The sequence below is a fragment of the Burkholderia thailandensis E264 genome, from assembly GCF_000012365.1.
GTDB lineage: Bacteria > Pseudomonadota > Gammaproteobacteria > Burkholderiales > Burkholderiaceae > Burkholderia > Burkholderia thailandensis.
This window is the reverse complement of record NC_007650.1, coordinates 1,272,795-1,296,370: the sequence shown is the minus strand read 5'-3', so window position 1 is coordinate 1,296,370 and position 23,576 is coordinate 1,272,795. Positions and strand designations below refer to the sequence as shown.

Genomic DNA, 23,576 nt, shown 5'->3' with positions numbered 1-23,576 from the left:
TCGATGCGGCGCGCGAACGAGCCGCGCGCCGCCGGTACCCGATGCGCCCCACGCGTCCGATGCGCCCCGCCCGCCCGGGCGGGCGGGATCGCGCCGCCCCGGCGAATCGCCCGGGCCGCCTCGCGTCGCGCGCGTCACCGTCACGGTCACTTGATCGCGATCTCGTCGAAGTTGAACGAGCCGTCCGGCATCACGTACGCACCCTGCAGACGCTTGCTGCGCGCATAGACGATCTTCTCCTGCACGAGCGGAATCCAGGGCGCGTCGGCCCAGATGCGCTTTTGCGCGTCCGCGTACAGCTCGGCCTTTTTCGCGCGCTCGGTCGTCTCGAGCGCCTTCGCGAGATCGGCATCCACCGCGTCGTTCCTGTAGTACGCGGTGTTCACGAGCTTCGGCGGAATCGACGACGACGCGAGCAGCGGCGTGATCGCCCAGTCCGACTCGCCCGTCGACGCGGACCAGCCGATGTAGTACATCCGCACGGGCGCCTTGGCCGGGTCCTGCGCGCTCTCGACCTTCGCGACCCGCTCGCCCGCCTCGAGCGCCTGCACCTGCGCCTTCACGCCCACCTGCGCGAGCTGCTGCTGGACGAACTGGATCGCCTTCTGCGACGTCGAGTTGTTGTACGCGGACCAGAGCGTCGTCTCGAAGCCGTTCGGGTAGCCCGCCTCCTTCAGCAGCGCGCGCGCCTTCGCCGGATCGTACGGCCACGGGCCGAGCTTCACCGCGTAGTCGACGCCCTGCGGCACGATGCCGGTGGCGGGCGTCGCGTTGCCGGCGAACGCGACCTTCGCGAGCGCGTCCTTGTTGACCGCGTAATTGAGCGCCTGGCGCACCTTCGGGTTGTCGAACGGCTTTTGCCGCACGTTCAGGCTCACGTAGCGCTGGATGATCGACGGGCGCTCGATCACGTCGACCTTCGGGTTCGCCTTCAGGTCGGCCGTCTGCTCGAACGGGATGCGGAACGCGAAATCGGCCTCGCCCGTCTTCATCAGCGCGGCGCGCGTGTTGTTGTCGACGACGGGCTTCCAGTCGATCGCGTCGACCTTCGGATAGCCGGCCTTCCAGTAGCCGGCGAACTTCCTCACCTTCAGGTCGTCGGTCTGCTTCCATTCGACCAGCTCGAACGGGCCGGTGCCGACCGGATGCAGCCCGATCTCGCGGCCGTACTTCTTCAGCGCGGCGGGCGAGATCATCACGGCCGACGGATGCGCGAGCACGTTGACGAACGCCGAGAACGGCTCGGTCAACGTGACCTTCACCGTGTGCGGATCGACGACTTCCGTCTTCGCGATGCGGCGGAACATGTTGTAGCGCTTCAGGTGGTTCGCCGGATCGGTCACGCGGTCGAAGTTCGCCTTCACCGCGGCCGCGTTGAAATCGGTGCCGTCCTGGAACTTCACGCCCTGGCGCAGCTTGATCGTGTACACCTTCGCGTCGGGGCTCGCTTCGTAGCCGGTCGCGAGCACGTTCACGAGCTTCATGTCCTTGTCGAAGCCGAACAGGCCCTGATAGAACGACTTCGACACCGCCTGCGACAGCGTATCGTTCGAATCGTACGGGTCGAGCGTCGTGAACGTCGAATCGACGGCCATCACCGCGGTCTGCTCGGCGAGCGCGAGCGGCGCGGACGACATCGCGATCACGCCCGCGCAGGCGGCAAGAAGCGCGCGCGGCGAGAACGGCAAGAACGAATGCGACTGAATCATGTGTGGGCTCCTTTGCGATGCTGCGTGAGTGCGTGTGACGGGTTCGTGCGGTCCTGCGGTCTGGTGATCCTGCGTTCTTGCGATCCTGCGGCTCCGCTGCCGTGCGGTCCTGCTGTCGTCTCTCGTTCGGCGAGGCCGGCGTCCCGCGCCGCCCGCGTGTTACGGCCCGCCGCGCCGACGCCGGGCGCCGCCTCAATACGCGCCGCCCACCCGATGCCCGGCGACGAAGTGATCCGGCCCGACCGCGACGAGCGGCGCGACGAGCGGCTCGTCGCCGGCCGCGCGAATCGGGCTCGGCAGTTCGTCGGCGGCCAGCGTGCGCGGCGCATGGCGGCGCGCGGGATCGGCGATCGGCACCGCGCTCATCAGCTTCCTCGTGTACGGATGGCGCGGCGTCTCGAACACCGCGCGGCGCGGGCCGATCTCGACGATCTGCCCGAGATACATCACCGCGACGCGATGGCTGATCCGCTCGACCACCGCCATGTCGTGCGAGATGAACAGATACGCGAGCCCGAGCTCGCGCTGCAGGTCGAGCATCAGGTTGACGATCTGCGCCTGCACCGACACGTCGAGCGCCGACACCGATTCGTCGGCGATCACGACCTTCGGGTTGAGCGCGAGCGCGCGCGCGATCGCGATCCGCTGCCGCTGGCCGCCGGAGAACTCGTGCGGATAGCGGCGCGCGGCGTCGGCGGGCAGGCCGACGCGCTCGAGCAGCCAGTCGACGCGCGCCTGCGCCTGCTCGCCGCTCGCGACGCCGTGCACGAGCAGCGGCTCCATGATCGAGAAGCCGACCGTCAGGCGCGGATTCAGCGACGCGAACGGGTCCTGGAAAATGAACTGGATGTCGCGCCGCAGCGCCTGCAGCTCGCGGCCCTTCAGCGCACCGATCTCGCGGCCCTCGAATTCGATCGAGCCGCTCAGGCTGTCGACGAGCCGCAACAGCGAGCGGCCCGTCGTCGATTTGCCGCAGCCCGATTCGCCGACGAGCGCAAGCGTCTCGCCCGCGCGCAGCTCGAAGCTCACCCGCTCGACCGCGTGCACGTATTGCGACACGCGGCCGAACACGCCGCGCTTGAGCGGAAAGCGCGTGACGAGCTCGCGCACGCGCAACAGCGGCGGCGACGCCGGAGCGATCGCGGGCTGCGCGAAAGCGCCGCCGGCGCGCGCGTGCGCCGCCGGCGCGGCGGTTGAAGCGGTCGAATCAAGCGAAGCACCCGGGGCGACCAAACCAGCCGAAGCGCCCGACGCATCGCCGCCCGCGACGACGACCGCATCGCCCGCGACCGGATCGAAGCGCAGCAGCGTAAACTTCGCGGGCGCATCGGTGCCCCGCATCGAGCCGAGCCGCGGCACCGCCGCGAGCAGCGCCTTCGTGTACGGATGCGACGGCGCGGCGAAGATCGCGTCGGACGCGCCCTCCTCGACCTTCTCGCCGCGATACATGACGAGCACGCGGTCGGCGACTTCCGCGACGACGCCCATATCGTGCGTGATGAAGATCACGCCCATGTCCATCTCGTCCTGCAGCCCGCGGATCAGTTGGAGGATCTGCGCCTGGATCGTCACGTCGAGCGCGGTGGTCGGCTCGTCGGCGATCAGCAGCGCCGGCCGGCACGACAGCGCCATCGCGATCATCACGCGCTGGCGCATCCCGCCCGAGAGCTGATGCGGATGGCGCGCGAACACGCGCCGCGCCTCGGGAATGCGCACGAGATCGAGCAGGCGCAGCGCCTCGGCGCGCGCCTCGCCCGCGCGCTTGCTCTGATGCAGCGCGATCGCCTCGCTGATCTGGTCGCCCACCGTGAAGACCGGGTTGAGCGACGTCATCGGCTCCTGGAAGATCATCGCGACGTCCGCGCCGCGCACCGTGCGCAAGGTCGACGGCGACGCGCGCGCGAGATCGAGCACCGCGCCGCCGCGCCGGCGCAGCGCGATCTCGCCGCCCGCGATCGCGCCGCCGCCGTGCTCGACGAGGCGCATCAGCGCGAGCGACGTCACCGATTTGCCGGAGCCCGATTCGCCGACGATCGCGAGCGTCTCGCCGCGATCGACGTGGAACGACAGATCGCGCACCGCAACGAATGCCGCGCCCTCGCGGCGGAACGTGACGGTCAGCCCGTCGACCGCGAGCACGCGCGCGTCGGGCAGGCTCGGGACGGATCGGCTCGCGCTCATCGGTTTCTCCTGTCGGTCCTGTCTGCGCGCGTTCGCGGCGTCACGCCGCGTCCTCGCGATAGATCGCGGTGACGGGCGCCTCGCCGACGCGCGCGTAGCCGCGGTACATCCCTTCGGTGTTGAACGGCATCGCGAGGTTGCCGCGCGCGTCGAGCGCGATGATTCCGCCGCGGCCCGCGATTCTCGGCAGCTTGTTCATCACGACGTCGTACGCGGCCGACGCGAGCGATGCGCCGCGATATTCGATCTGCGCGGACACGTCGTACGCGGTCGCGAGGCGGATGAACATCTCGCCCGTGCCCGTCGCCGACACCGCGCACGTCGCGTCGTTCGCATAGCAGCCCGCGCCGATGATCGGCGTGTCCCCGACGCGCCCCGGCTGCTTGTTCGTGATCCCGCCCGTCGACGTCGCCGCCGCCAGATGGCCGTGCAGATCGCGCGCGACCGCGCCGACCGTGCCGTGCTTGCGGTCCGGATCGAGCGGCTCGGGCGCAGGCGCGGCGCGCTCGCCGCCGCCGTGACCGTTGCCATCGCCGTCGCCCTGGCCGAACGCGAACGCCGCCGCGTCGTGATCGAGCATCGTGCCCGACGCGCGCCGCGCCCTCAGCCATTGCGCGCGGCGGAACTCGGTGTCGAAGTAGCCCGGCGCGGCAAGCTCGAGCCCCTGCGCGGCCGCGAACGCATCGGCGCCCGCGCCCGCGAACATCACGTGCTCGCTCGCCTCGAGCACGCGCCGCGCGGCGAGCACCGGGTTGCGCACGCGCGTCGCGCAGCAGATCGCGCCCGCTTTCAGCGTCGCGCCGTCCATGATCGCGGCGTCGAGCTCGTGCGTGCCGTCGGCCGTGTAGACGGCGCCGCGCCCCGCGTTGAAGAGCGGGCAATCCTCGAGCATGCGCACGGCGACGCTGACCGCGTCGAGCGCGCTGCCGCCGTCGGCGAGCACTTTCTGCGCGGCGGCGAGGATCGCGTTCAGCTCGGCGCGGTACTGCGCTTCGGCGTCGGCCGTCATCGCGTCGCGCAGGATCGTGCCTGCGCCGCCGTGAATCGCAACGATTGCGGGTGAAGTCATCGGTCGGTTTTCCTGGAACGGCGCGGCGGCGCGGCGCACGCGCCCCGTGCCTCGAGCCACGGCAGCATGAATTCGGTCACTTCGGCGGCCGCGCGCGCCGAGCGTTGCGAGCGATGCGCGAGCGCGTCGATCAGCGCCTCGACGAGCGCGAGCACCGCAGCCTCGGAGGTCGCCGCGAGCCGGCGCTCCGCGTGCACGAAGAGCGCGCGCGCGGCGAACGGCGCGACCGGCGAATCGGGCCCGTCGGTGATCGCGAGCACGGGCGCGCCGCGCTCGGCCGCACGGCGCGTGAGCTCGATCGTGTCGTGCACGTAGCGCGGAAACGCGATCGCGACGACAAGGTCGTCGCCGCGCGCGCTGAACAGGCGCCGCGCGGCGTCGGTCGGGCCGCCGAGCAGCGCGAGCGACTGCACGTTGTCGCGATACACGGATAGCCCGTGCTCCATCAGCCCGGCGAGAAACGCGCTCGCGCCCATCCCGACGATGAAGATCCGGCGCGCGGCGAGCAGCGAATCGACGGCCGCCTCGACGTTCGCGCGATCGAGCCGGGCGCGCGTGCGCTCGAGATTCGCGAGCGCCTGCTCGAAGCTCGCGTCGATCAGCTCGCCGCCGCGCGCGCCCGCCTCATGCTCCTGCGCGGAACGCAGCCGCTCGACGGGCGCGAGCGTTGCCTCGAAGCCGCGCACGAGCGCCGCGCGCAATGCCGGATAGCCGTCGAAGCCGAGCGCGCGCGCGAAGCGGTTCGCGGTCGCGATCGACGCGTCCACCGCGTTCGCGAGCTCGTCGATGCGCATCGTCGCCGCGCGGAACGGATTCGCGAGCACGTACTCGCCCATGCGCCGGTGGATCGGCGTGAGCGACGGCAGCACGGCGGCGATGCGCGCGGCGATCGACGGTTCGGCGTCGGGCGGCGAGTCGGGCGAGTCGGACATGCGGCGGCGTTGAGTCGAGTGGCGATGAAAGTAAATTTACACAATCGACAAAATAGAAAAAATAAATTTTCATCCGGGTTTGCACTGCCTCCGGGCGATCGCCGCAAACCCTCGCCGCAAGGGGCTCACCGGGAGGTGCGCGGCGCGATCCGATCCGCTTTTCCCGGCATCATCGGCGAATAGCTTACAATCTGTCAGTTTCAGCCTGCATCCTCACCGTTGCAGCCCCTCCACCCGCGCATCGCGCGCGTCGCCGCACCCGCTCCGCCCGCACTGGTTCCGCGCCCGCGTCGGCCGCGGCGTGCGCCTCGCGACGCCACTTTTTCCGGAGACCCGCCCATGCCCTCATCCCGATCCGCGCCGCGCACGACGCTCAAGCCGCAAGTCGTCGTGCCGTCGCTCGCCGTGATCGGCGCGCTCCTCGCCGTCTGCGCGCTGCTGCCGAACGAAGCGGGCGCCCTCTTCGGCGCCGGCCAGCAATGGATCGTCGAGCGTTTCGACTGGTTCTACGTGCTCGCGATCACGACCTTCCTGATCTTCATCGTGCTGATCGCGGCGAGCCGCTTCGGCAACATCAAGCTCGGCCCCGACGACGCCGAGCCGGAATTCAGCTTCGTGTCGTGGACCGCGATGCTGTTCGCGGCCGGCATGGGCATCGGCCTCATGTACTTCGGCGTCGGCGAGCCGATCCAGCATTACCTGAAGCCGCCCACCGCGCTGGGCGGCACGCCCGCCGCCGCGCGCGAGGCGATGCTGATGTCGTTCTTCCACTGGGGCCTGCACGCGTGGGCGACGTATGGCGTGATGGGCCTCGTGCTCGCGTATTTCGGCTTTCGCTACAACCTGCCGCTCACGCTGCGCTCGGGCCTCTATCCGGTGTTGCGCGAAGGCGTGAACGGCTGGATCGGGCACACGGTCGACGCGTTCGCGCTCGTCGGCACCGTGGCCGGAATCGCGGTGACGCTCGGCTACGGCGTGCTGCAGCTGAGCGCTGGCCTGCACACGATCGCCGGCTGGCAAACCGACAGCGACGCGTTCCGCATCGGCCTCGTCGCGGTGGTCGTCGCGCTCGCCGGGCTCTCCGCCGCGAGCGGGCTCGACAAGGGCGTGCGCCGGCTGTCCGAGCTGAACCTGATGCTCGCGTTCGCGCTGCTCGCGTTCGTCGTCGTCGCGGGGCCGACGTCGTTCCTGCTGCGCGCGTTCGGCGACAACGTCGGCGAATATCTGTCGAAGCTCGTGTCGCTGTCGTTTCGCACGTACGCATACGAAGCGCCGAACGACAAAGGCTGGTTCGGCGGCTGGACGCTGCTCTACTGGGCGTGGTGGGTGTCGTGGTCGCCGTTCGTCGGGATGTTCATCGCGCGGATCTCGCGCGGGCGCACGATCCGCGAGTTCGTGATCGGCGTGCTGCTCGTGCCCACCGCGTTCAATCTCGTCTGGATGACCGCGTTCGGCAACAGCGCGATCTGGCTCGACACGCACGCGGCCGCGGGCGCGCTCGCGCAGACGGCGACCAACGTCGACGCGCTGCTGTTCCGCTTCTTCGATTACCTGCCGCTCACGCAACTGCTGTCGGTCGCGGCGATCGTGCTGATCGCGGTGTTCTTCGTCACGTCGGCCGATTCGGGCGCGTTCGTGATCGACGCGATCGCGACGCGCGGCGCGCCGCATTCGCCCGTGTGGCAGCGGCTCTTCTGGGCGGCCGTGCTCGGCGTGACGGCGTCGGTGCTGCTCGTCGCGGGCGGGCTGAAGGCGCTGCAGGCGCTCACGCTCGTCGCCGCGCTGCCCGTCGCGCTCGTGATGCTCGCGCTCTGCTATGGGCTCTGGCGCGGCCTGAAGGCCGACCACGCGCACTACTCGCAGGAGATGGCGCCCGCGACCAGCTTCTGGACCGGCCAGCACTGGCGCCAGCGCCTGTCGCAGATCCTGCGCCACACGACGGGCGCCGACGCGCGGCGGTTCATCGCGCAGACGGTCGAGCCCGCGCTGCGCAAGGTCGCCGAAGAACTGAAGGCAGGCGGCGTCGACGCGCACGTCGCGCGCGACGACGACGATGCGGTGCGCCTCACGGTGCCCGCGCCCGCACAGCGCGATTTCGTCTACGGCGCACGGGTGTCGCGCAAGTCGGCGCCCGCGTTCCGTATCCGCGAGGCGGCGGAACCCGAGCCGCAGCGCGAGCACGTGTGCGAGGTGCTGACGTTCTTCGCGGACGGGCGGCTCGGCTACGACATCGAGTATCTGCGCGGCGACGAGATCATCGCCGACGTGCTGCGGCAATACGAGCGCTACGTGTCGCTCGCGTCGGACACGCGCACGCATCTGCTGAACCGCGCGCCCGAGCATGCCGGGCCGGACGGGCTGACACAGTAAGCGGCGGCGGAAAAACGCCTGCGCCGGGCCGGGCCGAGGGCCGGTCCGACGATGAAGTAGAGGCTCGGGCCGGGCGTCGGGCCGGTTCGCGCGCGGGGCATGCGACCGCGTCCGCCGAATCACGGCCCGGCTCGGCGGGCAAGGCGGCGGGCCCACGCATTCCGCCACGGCGCTCCGGCGCGCGGCGGCGACGCGCGCGCGCCGTTGGCGCCATCTGCGCGGGACGATGCCGAGCGCGCAGCTTTCGTCGCGCCGCGCGCCCCGCCTCGCGACTCACACGGCGTAGACCGCGTCGCGCACCTCGACCGTCAACGGCCCCGACATCCCTTCATACGCGGTGTTCGTCATCAGCAGCACGGTAAGGCCGCGCGCCGCGTCGACGAACCACGAATGCCCATAGACGCCGCCCCATTGCAGTGTCCCCGCGCTTTGCGGCGACTGCGCGCGCGCCGGGTCGGACAGCACCGCGCCGCCATAGCCGAAGCCCCAGCCGGGCCCGCGCGTCTCGGCGGCCGGCCCCGTGTGATCGGTGCGCATCGCGGCGGCGAGCGCGGCCGGCAGGAAGCCGTCGCCGCCCGTGCGGATCGTCTCGAGCACGCGCAGCACGTCGTCGGCGCTGCCGTACATCCCCGCGCCGCCCGACGCAAACGCCGTCGCGTCGAACACCCGCGACGGCGCGAAGCGCACCGCGACGCCGTGCCCTTCGGGCAGCGGCACGTCGAGGTTGTCGGTGATTCGCACGGGCTGCGGCGCGGCGTTCGCGTACGCCGCCGCGAAGCGCGCGGGATCGGCGGCGACGAAGCCCGTGTCGCGCAGCCCGAGCGGCGTCGTGACGAGCTGCGCGACCGCGTCGGGCAGCGCGAGCCCCGTTTCGCGCTCGATCGCCGCGCCGAGCACGTCGAGCGCGAGCGAATAGCGCCACGCGCTGCCCGGCTCGAACGCGAGCGGCGCGGCCGCGATGCGCCGCAGGTTCTCGGCGAGATCGAAGTCGACGAGATCGATGCCGTCCGAGATGCCGAGCGTGTGATAGGCCGAGCCCGGCGCCTCGAGCAGCCAGTAGCTCAGGCCCGCCGTGTGGGTCAGCAGTTGATGCACGGTCAGCGCGGGCGCGCGTCCGTCGGGCAGTGCCGGCGCGAACTCCGGCAGCCAGCGCGTGATCGGCGCGTCGAGCGCCATCCGGCCGGCGGCGACGAGGCGCAGCACCGCCACGGTGACGATCGGCTTCGTGATCGACGACAGGCGAAACAGCGTGTCCTCGCGCATCGGCCGCTGCGTCTCGCGCTCCGCGAAACCGTGCGCGCGCCGGTAGACGAGTTCGCCGCCGCGCGCGACGAGCGCGACCGCGCCGACGACGCGCCGCTCGGCCAGCGCCGTCGCGAACACGCGGTCGAGCCGCCCGGCGACCGCGGCGTGGTCCGTTGCGGCGGCTGCCGCGGTTGCGGGGGTTACGGACTCCAGATTCATCGTGCGGCTCCTCGTCGTCGGAAAGCGTCGATTCTAGACAGGCTGCGGCGATTGCGCCGACGTAGCCCCCCGCCGGGCAGGGGCAAAGCGCGCGACCTGCGCGCGCTCGGCGCGATTCGCTAAGATAGCCGGTCGCCCCCGATTTCCCCGCCCGCCAAAGAGGTGCCGCTCCGATGATCGCCCCCGCCACGCCCGCCGCGCTCGCCGCCGGCGCGACGACTTTCGCCGAATGGGCCGCGCTCGGCACGCTCGCGCTGCTGTATCTGTTCGGCCTCGGCTGGTCGCTGCGCGGCGCGCTCGCCCGGTCGCGCGGCCGCGCTTACTGGCTCGCGTGCGCGGCGCTGATCGCGGGCGGCACCGCGTGCGCGCTGCTCGCGAAGCCGTCCGCGCCGAATTCCGGCGAGATGCCGCCCGGCTTCGGGCTCGGCGTGCTCGTCGTGATGCTCGGCATCGCGGGCACGACGGCCGGCTGCGCGTGGCAGGCGATCGCGCGGCTGCGGCATGGGCAGCGGTAGGCGCGCGTTGCGCCCCGCTTGCGCATGACGACCGAACCCGCACGCGCATCCGGCGGCGCCCGTTCGTTCACGCACCGCGCGGATCGCGCCGCGATCCGCCGCCATCGGCAGCGGCATCTGCGGCATCAGCGCGGCTATCGGCGTAACGAATCGGTCTTCATGGGCGGCGGCGCGAATAGCGCTCCGGGAGATGAATTCGCGGCGATGATCGAAACCGCCCCGGCCCGCGCCCATCCCCCAGCGCGCCGCGTCGCTGGAACGCCGGCCGCGCCGCCTTGTTTTTCCCGGAATATCGGATATACCTAATCCATCCGCTGCGCTCGGAAGCACGCAGGCGCGCACCGCCCCGGACCGACGCCGCGACGTGGGCCGCCGCGCGCGCCGCCCGGCGACGCCGCCCGCGCATAAAAAGGAGAAGATCGTGGCGAAGATCCTCGAAAACGTCGAGCACATCGTCGTCGTGATGTTCGAGAACCGCTCGTTCGACACGATGCTCGGCTGGCTCTACCCGCCCGGCACGCAGCCCGCGCACGTGCTGCCCGCGCGCGGCTCGCCGCAGTTCGACGGCCTGAAGCCCGACATGTCGAATCCGTCGAGGGCGGGCAAGACGATCGCCGTCACGCGCGAGGCGACGAACAACGTGATCCCCGATCCGCAGGAAACCTTCGTCAACGTGACGAGCCAGATCCTCGGCCCGGGCGGTGCAGGCAACCCGTGGCCGCCGATGCAGGGCTTCGTCGTCAATTACGAGACGACGCGGACATCCGACCCGGGCCACGTGATGCAATGCCACAGCGTCGCGCAACTGCCGACGCTCACGGCGCTCGCGCGCGCGTACGCGGTGTCCGACGCGTGGTTCGCGTCGGTGCCGAGCCAGACCTGGCCGAACCGCGCGTTCGCGCACGCGGGCACGTCGAACGGGCACGTGAACAACGGCGCGATCCCCGATCCGCTCGAATGGGACGTGCCGACGATCTTCGACGTGCTGTCGTCGATCGGCGCGAGCTGGGCCGTGTACAGCGACACGGCCGTCACGCCGTCGCTCACGCACACGATGTTTCCGTCGCTGTGGAACGACAAGTACGCCGACAACTTCGAGCGCTTCCCGGATTTCGTCGCCGCGTGCAAGAACGACGCGCTCCCGCGGTACGCGTTCGTCGAGCCGAGCTTCCTGTTCGAGCCGAACGACCAGCATCCGCCGCACGACGTGCTCGCGGGCGACAAGTTCCTGCACGATATCTGGACGGCGATCAGCACGTCGCCCGGCTGGCCGCGCACGCTGCTCGTCGTCACTTACGACGAGCACGGCGGCTGCTTCGATCACGTGCTGCCGCCCGCGAACGCGACGCCGCCCGACGCGGCGAGCAACCCCGGCGACGAGACATTCGAGTTCGATCGCTTCGGCGTGCGCGTGCCGGCCGTCGTCGTATCGCCGTACATCGAAGCGGGCACTGTGTTCCGCTCGCCGACGAACGTCCCGTACGATCACACGTCGATCCTCGCGACGCTGCGCGACTGGCTCGCCATCGCGCCCGACAAGATGCTCAAGAGCGCGCGGATCGCGAACGCGCCGACGCTCGCGCAGCTTTTCACGCGCAGCGTGCCGCGCGGCGATCTGCCGGCGATCGCCGCGCCGTCGGCGGACTTCGTCCAACCGCCGCCGAGCGCGCCGCTCAACGATCTGCAGAAGAGCCTCGTGACCGGCACGTCGCGGCGCGACGGGAACGATCCGGCCGCGAGCGTCGCGCCGATCGCGACGCGCCAGCACGCGCTCGATTTCTTCACGCGCCGGGCGACGGCGAAGCCGACATAGCGGCCAGCGGCTTCGCCCGCGCCGGGGCGCACGGCGCACCGCCCGCTCGCATGCCGCTCGACGCGCGACGCTCGCGAAATCCGGCATGATAGGTGCTTGAAGCGAAGCGGACGCACGCCGCGCCCCCGGCCCGCGCCGACCGCGTTCCGGCCGGACCCAACGAAACCCGTCGCCGCCATGAAGATACGCTCCGGCCTCGTCGCCGAACTGACGGTGAACCTGCTGCTCCCCTGGGCCGCCTATCGCGCGGCGGCGCCGCATTGGGGCGAGACGGGCGGCCTGATCGCGTCGGCCGTGCCGCCGCTCGCCTGGAGCGTGATCGAGCTCGCGCGCTTCCGGCGGATCGACGCGCTGTCCGCGGTCGTGCTGTTCGGCATCGTGCTGTCGATCGCCGCCGCGCTCGCGGGCGGCAGCCCGCGGATGCTGCTGATGCGCGAATCGCTCGCGTCGGGCGCGATCGGCGTCGCGTTCCTCGGCTCGCTCGCACTGCGCAAGCCGCTCGTGTTCCATCTCGCGCGGGCGACCATCGCGCGCGAGGCGCACGACGGCGCCGCGCGAATCGATGCGCTGTGGGCCGAGCGGCCGGCGTTCGTATCGGCGATGCGGCTGATGACGCTTGTGTGGGGCAGCGGCCTCGTCGCCGAGAATCTGCTGCGCGCGTGGATGGTCTGGAACTGGCCGGTCGAGCGCGTGCTCGTCGTCGCGCCGTTTGTCGGCTACGGCATCTACGGCGCGCTGATGCTGTGGACGCTGTGGTATCGGAAGGTGATGCGCGCGCACGCGCTCGCCGGCTTGCCGCGAGGCGGCGCGCTCGGCTGAGCGGCGCGCGGCGGCGGCCGCGAGACATCGGCCGCAAGGCGGCGGGCTCGGCGCCCGGGGGCCGTCCGTCGGCGGCGTGGGCGGGCTCTACCGGCGGCGGCGAAAGAACGCGACCGGATTCGCCGCCGTGCGTGCGCCCCCGCAGGTCCGCGCGCGCGCCGTGAAATCGAGCGCGTCGTTCGACGCGGCCTCCGCGTGCCCTTCGTGCCAGATGCCGGCGAGGCGGCTGCCGATCCGGTACGGGTTCGGCCGCCCCGCGAGATAGTCGGCGAAGCCCTGCCGATATGCGCCGTACAGCGTGAGCGGCGGCGTCGCTTCGGATCGCGCGCCGCCAAGCGCGGCGAGCGGCTCGGACGCCACCTTGGTGATCAGCGTCGCGCCGTCGATCTCGTTCGACTCCGCGATGCGCGCGCGCCGGCGCTCGCCCCCGACGAATCCCATGTGAAGCTCCCTGAATCGGTTCTTTTTCCTTCAGGAGCAATAAGAGTGCCAGCCGCAATGCGCGCGGCCGGCTCCGTCGCGACAAGGCCGCAGCGACGCGGCGGCGCGTGAACGGCGCCGACGTTACGGAACATGTAACGTGACGCCCGCCTCGCACGCCACGCCGCGCCGCCTGCGCATTCCGTCGCATCGGCGAAACGTCGCGTCGCCGCCTTGGCCGCCTCCGTCGCCATCGCTCGCGAGCCGCGCGCACCGGGATTCGAGAACGAGCGGCACGAAGCGGCACGACTTTCGTGCCGCGTGCGCCCGACTAACGTCTTCAATTCGATCGCGCGCGCATCCATCCCGCGATCGGCATCGGCCGCCCCGCAAGTGCGCCGCGCGCCTGCCGCGAGCGCACCGTGACCTCGCCGGAGATCGAGATCGCGTCGCACGCGATCTCGAAGTTGTGCAGCGCGACGATGTTGTTGCTGACCATCACCGGCTCGATCGTCGGGTTCCGGCGGCTCGCCCCGGACGATCAGCGGGTGCGCTGGCGCCGCGCGTCGATCGGGACGACGACGGGCGACGCGCCCGCGCCGTCGCCATGCCGTCGCGCGAACGCGCCGCCCCGTTCGTCGGCGCGAGCACGCACGGCTGCCCGGCGCGCCGGATCAGCCGTCGCGAAACAGGAAGCTGTACGCGTTCAGCGCGGGCACGCCGCCGAGATGCGCGTACAGCACCTTCGAGCCGGCGGGAAACTCGCCGAGCCGCACCTTCTCGATCATCCCGTGCATCGACTTGCCTTCGTAGACGGGATCGGTCAGCACGCCTTCGAGCTTTGCGCACAGCCGGATCGCCTCGAGCGTGCCCTCGTTCGGCAACCCGTATTCGGGGCCGCCGAAGCGCTCGTCGAGCACGACGTCGCCGCTCGCGATGTCGCGGCCGAGCTCGACGCGATCGGCGGTATTCCTCGCGATCCGAAGGATCTGCTCGCGCGTCTGCGCGGGCTTCGCCGACGCGTCGATGCCGATCACGCGATCCGCGCGCCCGTCCGCCGCGAACCCGACGACCATCCCGGCCTGCGTGCTGCCCGTCACCGAGCACACGACGACGTAATCGAACTTGAAGCCGAGCTCGGCCTCTTGCGCGCGCACCTCCTCGGCGAAGCCGACGAAGCCGAGGCCGCCGAGCGGATGATCGGAGCAGCCGGCCGGAATCGCATACGGCTTGCCGCCCCTCGCGCGGACATCGGCGAGCGCGTCCTCCCAGCTCTTGCGAAAGCCGATGTCGAAGCCATCCGGCACGAGGCGCACGTCGGCGCCCATCATCCGCGACATCTGGATGTTGCCGACGCGATCGTAGACGGCGTCGTGATAGTTGACCCAGTTCTCCTGCACGAGCACGCACTTCATGCCGAGATGCGCGGCCACCGCCGCGACCTGGCGCGTCTGGTTCGACTGGATGCCGCCGATCGACACGAGCGTGTCGCAGCCTTGCGCGAGCGCATCCGGGATCAGGTATTCGAGCTTGCGCGTCTTGTTGCCGCCGAACGCGAGGCCGCTGTTGCAGTCGTCGCGCTTCGCGTACAGCTCGACCTTGCCGCCGAGATGCGCGGAGAGCCGCTTGAGCGGCTGGATCGGCGTCGGGCCGAAGGTCAGCGGATAACGCGGGAATTTCTGGAGATTCATCGGTCGCTCCTGTCGTCGAAGGTTCGGGCGCGCGGGCGCATCGGACGGCGCATCGCACCGTTCGATCGCAGCCGCAGCGATGCCTCATGTTAAAAACGATCGGGAATAACAGGGTTGCGAATATACTTCCTATTTCCTATTTTTATGTTTTGCCATCAGCATTAGACTTAACTAAATTAGGAATCTCAAAGCATGTGCGCAACAAAAAAATCCGCACCGAAGGCCGCCGCGCAACCGGCGGGCGCGGACATCGACCGCGTCGATCGCGCGATCCTGCGCATGCTGCAGCGCGACGCGTCGATCTCGAACGTCGCGCTCGCCGCGAAGGTGAACCTGAGCGCGCCCGCATGCCTGCGCCGCGTCGAGCGCCTGAAGGAGATGGGGCTGATCCGCGGGATCGTCGCGCTGCTCGAGCCGAAGGCGCTGAACGCGGGAATGCTCGTGATGATCGGCGTCGTGCTCGACCGCTCGACGCCCGACTCGTTCGGCGCGTTCGAGCAGGCCGCGCAGAAGGTGTCGGGCTGCATGGAATGCCACGTCGTGACGGGCGAGTTCGACTACATCATGCTGATCCGCACGCGCGACAGCGATACGTTCAACCGGCTGCACGCCGAGCAGTTGCTGTACCTGCCCGGCGTGCGGCAGATCCGCACGTTCGTCGTGCTGAAGGAGATTCTGTCGACGACGAGCTTTCCGATTTGAGCCGCGGCGCATTCGCGCGAATCGCGCGCCCAACGCGCGGGCGGCGGCCCGCTTCATCGCACCCGGCACGCGTTGCGACGCGCCCGAACCATGCCGGACACGCGTTCGGCGCGCGCGGAACGCGCGGGGAATCCGCATCGGCGCGACGCAGAGAGGGCGCGGCGCGCCCGCTTTCGCCCCGCGTTCGCGACACCGCTCACGCCCCCGCGCGCATCAACCAGCGCATCGACGAGCGCGCCGCCGGGTGCGCGGATTTCCGCGCGCACGCGCCGACCCGCTATCATGTGCGCCATTCGCGATCGCAAGATCGACCCGACACTCAGGTTGGAGACCTCATGGCCTTACCCCAGGACAGCGTCAACATGGCGCTCTTTTGCGACTTCGAGAACATCGCGCTCGGCGTGCGCGACACGAAGTTCGAGAAATTCGACATCAAGCCCGTGCTCGAGAAGCTGCTGCTCAAGGGCAGCATCGTCGTCAAGAAGGCGTACTGCGATTGGGATCGCTACAAGACGTTCAAGGCTGCGATGCACGAGGCGAGCTTCGAGCTGATCGAAATCCCGCACGTGCGCCAGTCCGGCAAGAATTCGGCGGACATCCGGCTCGTCGTCGACGCGCTCGATCTCTGCTACACGAAGGCGCACGTCGATACGTTCGTCATCATCAGCGGCGATTCGGACTTCTCGCCGCTCGTGTCGAAGCTGCGCGAGAACGCGAAGCGCGTGATCGGCGTCGGCGTGAAGAACTCGACGTCCGATCTGCTCGTCGCGAACTGCGACGAATTCATCTTCTACGACGACCTCGCCCGCGAGCAGCAGCGCGCGCTCGCCAAGCGCGACGCGCGCAAGGCCGAAGCGGGCGCGAAGCGCACGGCCGACGACGACAGGCACCGCAGGCACGACGGCGACGCGCGCAAGGCGGAAGCGATCTCGCTCGCCGTCGAGACGTTCGACGCGCTCGCGTCCGAGCGCGGCGAGAGCGGCAAGATCTGGGCGTCGGTGCTCAAGAGCGCGATCAAGCGCCGCAAGCCGGATTTCAACGAGTCGTACTACGGCTTCCGCGCGTTCGGCAACCTGCTAGAGGAAGCGCAGGCGCGCGGGCTGCTCGAAATCGGCCGCGACGACAAATCAGGCACGTTCGTGTTCCGGCCGATCCAGACGGTTGCCGTCGAGTTCGCCGGCGCGGCTGAGGCGGCCGCGACCGTCGACGACAATCACGCGGGCGCGAAGCCGTCGGGCAAGAAGGCGCACGGCAAGGGTCGCGGCGCGAAGAAGCGCGTGCCCGAGCAGATGCCGCTGATCGTCGAGACGGGCGCGGAAGCTCACGCGGACGCCGACATCGAAGCGGACGCAGAGATCGCCGAAGCGAACGTCTCCGCGCCGCGCGACTTCCGCCGCGAACGCACGGCGGAAGCCGCGCGCGATACGCATCCGGCGCACGAAGCGCACGAGCCGCGTGAAGAGCGGGCCGCGCGCGAACCGGCTCGCACGGATGAATCGGCCGAAGCGCAGGAAGCCGAGGCGGCGAGCCCCGCGCGCTCGCGCACTCGCAAGACCGCGGCGAAAAAGGCCAAGGGGACCAAGGCGCGCGCGGCGGACACATCGCCCGCGTCGCCCGCCGTCGCCGCGGAGGCGAACGCGGCCGGCGAACCACCTCCCGAAGCGGCAGCCGAAGCGGCGCCGGCAAAGGCCCCGCGCAAGTCGGCCCCGCGTGCGCGCCGTCCGCGCAAAACCGTGGCGACGAACGAATCCTGAGCGGCGCGTTGCCGGCCGAGCGCGCGGCGAGCGTCTGCAGTGATTGCGGAACGGACGCGCGCGCGGCCTGAAGCGCGAAGATGCGCGACAGACATCGTCGCGCAGGCGGAGTCGCCGGCGACGGCCGGACGCGATCCGCGCACCTCGCGAGTCTCGCGCTCGGCCGACGCCGCCGGGCCGTCACACGCCGTTCAGCGGCAGACCGCTGCGCTCAGCCTGCAAAGCCGCGCGCAGCGCCGCCGACGAACGACGCAGGCGGCATCGGCCCGGCCGCGCGCCCTTCCGCGATTACGCCATCGCCGCGCTTGGTCCGTCGCGCCTGAGGCCTATTTCGAGCCATTTGGAGCCTATTTCGAGCCTCGACCGGCTGGTCGTCTCCCGCGAAGCAACGCGCCCGGCCAGCCTCGCCGCATCGACACGCCGACACATCGAAGCTCGCCACATCGCCGCGAGCGCCGCTACAGCGCCAGCAACTCCTCCGGCCGCTCGATCAACGGCATCCGGCAATGCGCCTGCAACGCATCCGGCGCGGTATAGCCCCACGCGACGCCCCTGAATGCAATCCCCGCGCGATCCGCGGCCTGTGCGTCGCGCACTTCGTCGCCGACGTACAGCACGTCGGCGCACGCGAAGCCGCTTGCGTGCGCGAGCGCGCGCAGCCGCCGGGCCTTGCCGAACAGCGAGATCCCGCAACTGAAATGCCGGATGTGCGCACACGTCGCGGGTCCGGCGATCGCGCGCACGACGGCCTCCGAGTTCGACGTCGCGATGGCAATGCGAGTGCCGCGCTGCGCGAGCGCGCGCAATGTCGCGTCGATTCCCGCAAAGAGCCGCACGTCGGAAGCGCGCGCATGCATCCGCCGCCGCATGTCGGCGGCGATGAGCGGCACTTTCCACGGCGGCACGCCGAGCAGCTTGACGATCTCGTGCGCGGACATCCCGCGCACCTGCGGCAGCAACGCGCCGTCGATCGCGCGAAAGCCGTGCTGCCGCGCGGATTCGGACAATGCCAGAAGAAAGCACGCGAGCGAATCCGCGAGCGTGCCGTCGAAATCGAAGGCGATAAGCTTGTAGGCCAAGTTTTCCTCGTTGTGTTTATCGTGGCCGGAGGGAAACTGTCGGGTCGACACGGCCGTTGAGACACGGCCGGTGAGACACGGTCGTGTCAGACACGGTCGCATCGGACAGGGCCCGCGATTGTGTCACGAAACGCACCCTCGACAAAACCGCGGCGAAACGTTCGAGCGCCTCGAACGACGCGCGCGGCGCCCGCCTCCAATCCCTCGCCCTTTCGCTCGACCGCGCACGAAGCGCGGCTCGCGAACGCCGCGCGCCAAACGAACCGGGCGGCGTGCTCGCGCAACGCCGCCCGGACAATTTCACGCCGAAACGCACGCCCGGGGCGCCCGAGACGCCGCCGGCGCGATGCGGCGCTCAGGCCGCCATGCCCGCCGCCCGCCGCCGGCCGGCCACCGACGCGGCGGCGAGCATGCCGACGCCAAGCGCGGCGAGACACACGACGGGCACCAGCATCGGCGCGCTCGTGCTGCCCGCGGCCTTGCCGACGTACGGCATCAGGTTCTGCGCGAAGAAGCCGCCGAGATTGCCGATCGAGTTGATCGCCGCGATGCTCGCCGCGGCGCGCGCGCCGGAAAAGAAACGCGGCGGCAGCGACCAGAAGCACGGATACAGCAGCGGGATGCACGCGCCGCCCAGCACGAGCGCGGCGAAGCGCAAAGGCAGGCCCGGCAGCGCGAGGCTGAGCGCGAAGCCGGCAACGCCGACGCCCGCGACGATGGCCATCGCCTTCAGCACGAGCCGCTCGCGCTTGAGCCGCGCGGGCAACCACAACAGCAGCAGCGCCGCGATCGCCCAAGGAATCATGTTCAGCAGCCCGTTCAGCGACGCAGGCACGCCGCTGCTCTTCAGGAGCGTCGGCAGCCAGTACGTGACGCCGTACAGCGACGTCGACATCAGCATGTACGCAAGCGCGAACATCAGCACGCGCGGATCGACGAGCGCGCGCCACGGCGATTCGGACACCGCCTCCGGCGACGCCTCGCGCTTGAGCGCGGCGAGCACGACACGCTTCTCGTCGTCGGCGAGGAACGTCGCGCGCTCGACCGACTCCGGCAGATAGCGCAACGCGACGAACGCGACGGCGACAGCGGGCAGCCCCGTCGCGACGAACACCCATTGCCAGCCGGCAAGCCCGAGCCGGCCGTCGAGCGACAGCAGCAGCCCGCCCGCGAGCGAGCCGAGCATGTTCGCGAGCGCGCTGCCAAGCGTGAAGAGGCCGAGCACGCGCGTGCGGTGGCTCTGCGGGAACCACAGCGTCAGGTAATAGATGACGCCCGGATAGAAGCCCGCCTCCGCGACGCCGAGCAGAAAACGGAATACGTAGAAGACGCTCGTCGAATGCGTGAAGCCGAGCAGGACCGTGATCACGCCCCACGTCATCATGATGCGCGCGAGCCAGAGGCGCGCGCCGAACCGGTGCAGCGCGAGCGTGCTCGGCACCTCGAACAGCAGGTAGCCGATGAAGAACAGCGACGCGCCGAGCCCGTACGACGTCTCGGTCATCCCGAGCGCGTGGACCATCTGCAGCTTCGCGAAACCGACGTTCTGCCGGTCGATGAACGCGATCAGGAACATGATGACGAGCAGCGGCATTAGCCGCCGCGCGATTTTCGTCATGACCGCCCGTTCACGGATTGAGGACTCGTCCACCTGCCGTCTCCTTGTTCAAAAATTCATATAGATGATTAGTTGATTAGCAGCATGCGACAATGCGGAATAACCCGCGTCGCACACACGTGATTCATGCATTTCATCGGGTTTCCACTGATTCGCTCGTACTGAAGTCATGCAAACATACAGATGAATTTGGAGAAACCATGCACGCTACCGACGACCGTCTCCCCCGCTATCAGCGCCTGCGCGACGAGCTGGCCGCGCTCATCGCCGCGCGGCACTGGCGGCCGGGCGAAGCGATCCCGACCGAGCAGGCGCTCGCGAAACGCTACGACGTCGCGATCGGAACGGTGCGCAAGGCGGTCGATCTGCTCGTCGCCGACGGGATGCTCGAACGCTTCCAGGGGCGCGGCACGTTCGTGCGGCGCGCGAGCTTCGACAGCTCGCTGTTTCGCTTCTTTCGCTTCCAGAGCAAGCACGGCGAGCGCCGGATACCGGAGAGCCGGATCCTGCGCCGCGAGGTCGTCGAAGCGACTTCGGCCGTCGCGGCCGCGCTGCAGATCCCGGCCCGCGCGCCGGTGATCGAGATGACGCGGGTGCGGCTGATCGACGGCGCGCCGATGCTCGCCGAGGAAATCTGGCTGCCGTACGACCGCTTCGCCGCGTTCTCGCGGCTCGAACTCGACTCGATCGGCGACCTGCTGTACCCCGTCTACGAAGCGCACTGCAACCAGATCGTCGCGTCGGCCACCGAGACGCTGACCGTCGAGGCGATCGGCCCCGCGCACGCACGCCTGCTGCGCATCGAGCCGGGCACGCCCGCCGTCGTGATCGAGCGGCTCGCGTACGGCTACGACCGCCGGCCGCTCGAATGGCGGCGCTCGCGCGGCCCCGCGAGCGAGTTCATCTATCAGGCGGAAATCCGCTAACCGCGCGCTCGCGCGAAAGGCGCCGCCCGGCGCGCGACTGGAGACGACAGTGTTCGAATGGTTCGCCACCGTATCGCTGCGCGAACGGCGCACGTTCTGGGCCTGCTTCGGCGGCTGGGCGCTCGATGCGCTCGACATGCAAATGTTCAGCCTCGTGATCCCCGCGATCGTCGCCGAATGGTCGCTGTCGCGCACGCAGGCGGGCTTCGTCGGCGGCGCGACGCTCGTCGCATCGGCAATCGGCGGCTGGGTAGCCGGCATGCTGTCCGACCGCTTCGGCCGCGTGCGCACGCTGCAATGGACGATCGCGTGCTTCGCCGTCGGCACGTTCGCGTGCGCGTTCGCGACGAGCTATCCGCAGTTCGTCGTCCTGAAGGCGCTGCAGGGCGCGGGCTTCGGCGGCGAATGGGCCGCGGGCGCCGTGCTGATGGCGGAGACGATCCGCGCCGAGCATCGCGGCAAGGCGATGGGCGCCGTGCAGAGCGCATGGGCGCTCGGCTGGGCGGCCGCCGTGCTGCTCTATGCACTCGCGTTCTCGCTGATGCCCGCCGCGCTCGCGTGGCGCGCGATGTTCGCCATCGGGCTGCTGCCCGCGCTGCTGATCGTCTATGTGCGGCGCGGGATCGTCGAGCCTTCGGTGAGCGCGTCGAGCCCGTCGAACACGCCGGCCGCGGCACGAGCGAGCGTGCCGCTCGTCGGCATCTTCTCGCGCGACACGCGGCGCATGACGCTGATCGGCGCACTGCTCGGCGTCGGCGCACACGGCGGCTACTACGCGCTGATGACATGGCTGCCGACCTATCTGAAAGTCGAGCGGCATCTGTCGGTGCTCGGCACGGGCGGCTATCTGGCCGTCATCATCGTCGCGTTCTTCTGCGGCTGCATCGCAAGCGCGCAGTTGCTCGACCGCATCGGGCGGCGCGGCACGATCCTCGCGTTCGCCGCGTGCTGCATCGCGACCGTGATCGCGTATCTGTTCCTGCCGCTCGGCAACGCCGCGATGCTCGTGCTCGGCTTTCCGCTCGGCTTCTTCGCGGCCGGCATCCCGGCGAGCATGGGCGCGCTCTTCAACGAACTGTATCCGCGCGGCACCCGGGGCACGGGCGTCGGCTTTTGCTACAACTTCGGGCGCGTCGCGTCGGCGGGCTTTCCGGTGCTCGTCGGACACATGTCGGCCGACATGCCGCTCGGCACCGCGATCGGCATCGACGCGGCGATCGCATATTCGATCGTCGTCGTCGCGGTGCTGTTGCTGCCCGAGACACGCGCGCGCGCGCTCGACGATCTCGCGGTCGCGCACGCCACCGCCGATGCGCGAGCCGATCGCATCGGCGCGCCGGGCGCGCGGCATCGTTGAGGTTCGCGCCGGATTCGGGTTGGAGATTCATCGCATGAGGAGCATCGAGCGTTGAGCGGGCAGGAGTGGAGCGCGTGCGCGCATGCAGCGGCGATGCGGCGCGCGGCCAGCGACATCACGGCGATCGACGCGCACGCGCACGTGTTCGAAACGGGGTTGCCGCTCGCCGGCCGGCGCCGCTACGCGCCCGATTACGACGCGCCGCTCGATGCATACCTCGCGCAGCTCGACGCGCATCGCGTATCGCACGGCGTGCTCGTGCAACCGAGCTTTCTCGGCAGCGACTGCCGCTACCTGCTGCGCGCGCTCGCGCAGCAGCCGCGGCGCTTGCGCGGCGTCGCCGTGATCGACGCGGGCTGCGAACCGCACGTACTCGATACGCTCGATCGCGCGGGCGTCGTCGGCATCCGGCTGAACCTGATCGGCATGCCGGACCCGGCGCTCGACGGCCCGGCATGGCGCGCGACGCTCGAGCGCATCGCGGCGCTGCGCTGGCACGTCGAACTGCACGCGCAAGCGCAGCGGCTCGGGCGGCTGATCGCGCCGCTGCTCGCGCATCGCGTGAATGTCGTCGTCGATCATTTCGGCCGCCCGAACCCGGCATGCGGCATCGCCGACGCCGGCTTTCGCGATCTGCTGCGCACGGCCGCGACGCGCCGCGTCTGGGTGAAGGTCTCCGGCGTCTATCGCAACTGGCCCCTCGCGCCCGGCGAAGCGAACGCCCGCGCGCAAGAGGCGTTCGATGCGCTCGCGGCCGAGTTCGGCGCCGAGCGGCTCGTGTGGGGCAGCGACTGGCCGCATACGCAGTTCGAAAGGACGGAGACGTTCGGCCGCGCCTTCGCGCTCGCCCGGCAATGGATGCGCGACGATGCGATGCGCCGCGCGATCTTCGTCGAGACACCCGCGCGGCTGTTTCGGTTCGGCGAGCTTCACGGCGCATGATGCAGCGGGCGCGGCGCGCATTGCGTCGCGCCGCGCACGCCCACGCGCGCCGCCGGTATCGCACGCCGTCCGCCGGCCCTCGCGCCCGTCCAATCTCGCGCCCCCACAGCGCCGCACTCGCCCCGGCCATCGCCGCATGCCATGCGACGATGTCACGTCGCCTTCACATTGATTACATCGGTCATGCGTACTTTTACGGCTTTCCAACGGGAACG

General features: G+C 70.3%; 20 protein-coding genes. 10 read left to right on the top strand and 10 right to left on the bottom strand.

The features are described from left to right. Positions 1–146 precede the first annotated feature (146 nt). The 4 genes from gsiB to BTH_RS05685 form a co-directional block, all read right to left on the bottom strand. Complete coding sequence (gene gsiB, locus BTH_RS05700) at positions 147–1,709, bottom strand: glutathione ABC transporter substrate-binding protein GsiB (protein WP_009896608.1); 1,563 nt, start codon at positions 1,707–1,709, stop codon at positions 147–149. Between the two features lie 192 nt (positions 1,710–1,901). Beyond that, a complete protein-coding gene (locus BTH_RS05695) occupies positions 1,902–3,890 on the bottom strand; it encodes a dipeptide ABC transporter ATP-binding protein (RefSeq protein ID WP_009896607.1) in 1,989 nt (662 codons plus the stop codon). 40 nt (positions 3,891–3,930) lie between these two features. Next, on the bottom strand, positions 3,931–4,959 hold the full coding sequence (locus tag BTH_RS05690) for an isoaspartyl peptidase/L-asparaginase family protein (RefSeq protein ID WP_009896606.1): 1,029 nt from the start codon (positions 4,957–4,959) through the stop codon (positions 3,931–3,933). Next, the gene (locus BTH_RS05685) at positions 4,956–5,891 is read right to left on the bottom strand and encodes a MurR/RpiR family transcriptional regulator (protein ID WP_009896605.1); all 936 of its coding nucleotides are present in this window, start codon (positions 5,889–5,891) and stop codon (positions 4,956–4,958) included. The genes BTH_RS05690 and BTH_RS05685 overlap by 4 nt, the downstream gene beginning before the upstream one ends. 339 nt (positions 5,892–6,230) lie before the next feature. On the opposite strand from BTH_RS05685, the gene BTH_RS05680 reads away from it, so the two are divergent. Then, positions 6,231–8,261, top strand: coding sequence for a BCCT family transporter (locus BTH_RS05680; RefSeq protein WP_009896604.1), 2,031 nt, complete (start codon positions 6,231–6,233; stop codon positions 8,259–8,261). A gap of 273 nt (positions 8,262–8,534) precedes the next feature. Here BTH_RS05680 and BTH_RS05675 read toward each other — a convergent pair whose 3' ends face one another. Further along, complete coding sequence (locus BTH_RS05675; protein ID WP_009896603.1) at positions 8,535–9,725, bottom strand: serine hydrolase domain-containing protein; 1,191 nt, start codon at positions 9,723–9,725, stop codon at positions 8,535–8,537. A gap of 173 nt (positions 9,726–9,898) precedes the next feature. Between BTH_RS05675 and BTH_RS05670 the strand changes: the two genes are divergently transcribed. The 4 genes from BTH_RS05670 (at position 9,899) to BTH_RS05660 (ending at position 12,872) form a co-directional block, all read left to right on the top strand. After that, the gene (locus BTH_RS05670; RefSeq protein WP_009896602.1) at positions 9,899–10,240 is read left to right on the top strand and encodes a hypothetical protein; all 342 of its coding nucleotides are present in this window, start codon (positions 9,899–9,901) and stop codon (positions 10,238–10,240) included. A gap of 24 nt (positions 10,241–10,264) precedes the next feature. Next, a complete protein-coding gene (locus BTH_RS33240) occupies positions 10,265–10,546 on the top strand; it encodes a hypothetical protein (protein ID WP_127446362.1) in 282 nt (93 codons plus the stop codon). Positions 10,547–10,661: 115 nt separating this feature from the next. Further along, complete coding sequence (locus BTH_RS05665) at positions 10,662–12,053, top strand: alkaline phosphatase family protein (protein WP_011401150.1); 1,392 nt, start codon at positions 10,662–10,664, stop codon at positions 12,051–12,053. A gap of 177 nt (positions 12,054–12,230) precedes the next feature. After that, complete coding sequence (locus tag BTH_RS05660; RefSeq protein ID WP_009896600.1) at positions 12,231–12,872, top strand: VC0807 family protein; 642 nt, start codon at positions 12,231–12,233, stop codon at positions 12,870–12,872. 87 nt (positions 12,873–12,959) lie between these two features. Here the strand turns inward: BTH_RS05660 and BTH_RS05655 are convergent, their stop codons facing one another. The 3 genes from BTH_RS05655 to BTH_RS05650 all read right to left on the bottom strand — a co-directional run bounded on the left by BTH_RS05655 (position 12,960) and on the right by BTH_RS05650 (position 14,983). After that, positions 12,960–13,313 carry a hypothetical protein gene (locus tag BTH_RS05655; protein WP_009896599.1) on the bottom strand — a complete coding sequence of 118 codons (354 nt, stop codon included), beginning with the start codon at positions 13,311–13,313 and terminating at the stop codon, positions 12,960–12,962. 319 nt (positions 13,314–13,632) lie between these two features. Then, positions 13,633–13,791 carry a hypothetical protein gene (locus BTH_RS34300; RefSeq protein ID WP_009896597.1) on the bottom strand — a complete coding sequence of 53 codons (159 nt, stop codon included), beginning with the start codon at positions 13,789–13,791 and terminating at the stop codon, positions 13,633–13,635. Between the two features lie 175 nt (positions 13,792–13,966). Further along, positions 13,967–14,983, bottom strand: coding sequence for a 1-aminocyclopropane-1-carboxylate deaminase (locus tag BTH_RS05650; protein WP_009907543.1), 1,017 nt, complete (start codon positions 14,981–14,983; stop codon positions 13,967–13,969). A gap of 192 nt (positions 14,984–15,175) precedes the next feature. Here BTH_RS05650 and BTH_RS05645 point away from each other — a divergent pair, with 192 nt between their 5' ends. Together BTH_RS05645 and BTH_RS05640 are read left to right on the top strand one after the other, a co-directional pair. Then, positions 15,176–15,685 (top strand): Lrp/AsnC family transcriptional regulator, encoded by a 510-nt coding sequence (locus BTH_RS05645; protein WP_009896595.1) that lies wholly within the window; start codon positions 15,176–15,178, stop codon positions 15,683–15,685. A 362-nt stretch (positions 15,686–16,047) separates the two neighbouring features. After that, the gene (locus BTH_RS05640) at positions 16,048–17,439 is read left to right on the top strand and encodes an NYN domain-containing protein (protein WP_009896594.1); all 1,392 of its coding nucleotides are present in this window, start codon (positions 16,048–16,050) and stop codon (positions 17,437–17,439) included. A 458-nt stretch (positions 17,440–17,897) separates the two neighbouring features. Here the strand turns inward: BTH_RS05640 and BTH_RS05635 are convergent, their stop codons facing one another. Together BTH_RS05635 and BTH_RS05630 are read right to left on the bottom strand one after the other, a co-directional pair. Continuing rightward, complete coding sequence (locus tag BTH_RS05635) at positions 17,898–18,518, bottom strand: HAD hydrolase-like protein (protein ID WP_009896593.1); 621 nt, start codon at positions 18,516–18,518, stop codon at positions 17,898–17,900. A 355-nt stretch (positions 18,519–18,873) separates the two neighbouring features. Then, positions 18,874–20,136 carry an MFS transporter gene (locus tag BTH_RS05630; protein WP_019255458.1) on the bottom strand — a complete coding sequence of 421 codons (1,263 nt, stop codon included), beginning with the start codon at positions 20,134–20,136 and terminating at the stop codon, positions 18,874–18,876. A 200-nt stretch (positions 20,137–20,336) separates the two neighbouring features. On the opposite strand from BTH_RS05630, the gene BTH_RS05625 reads away from it, so the two are divergent. From BTH_RS05625 to BTH_RS05615, 3 genes are read left to right on the top strand one after another with little or no spacing between them, the layout of a single operon-like run. Beyond that, positions 20,337–21,062 (top strand): GntR family transcriptional regulator, encoded by a 726-nt coding sequence (locus BTH_RS05625; RefSeq protein WP_009896591.1) that lies wholly within the window; start codon positions 20,337–20,339, stop codon positions 21,060–21,062. 49 nt (positions 21,063–21,111) lie between these two features. Continuing rightward, positions 21,112–22,419: an MFS transporter gene (locus tag BTH_RS05620; RefSeq protein WP_011401144.1), complete on the top strand. Its 1,308-nt coding sequence runs from the start codon at positions 21,112–21,114 to the stop codon at positions 22,417–22,419. A 51-nt stretch (positions 22,420–22,470) separates the two neighbouring features. Then, positions 22,471–23,361, top strand: a complete 891-nt coding sequence (locus BTH_RS05615) for an amidohydrolase family protein (RefSeq protein WP_009907539.1) — start codon at positions 22,471–22,473, stop codon at positions 23,359–23,361. Positions 23,362–23,576 lie beyond the last annotated feature (215 nt).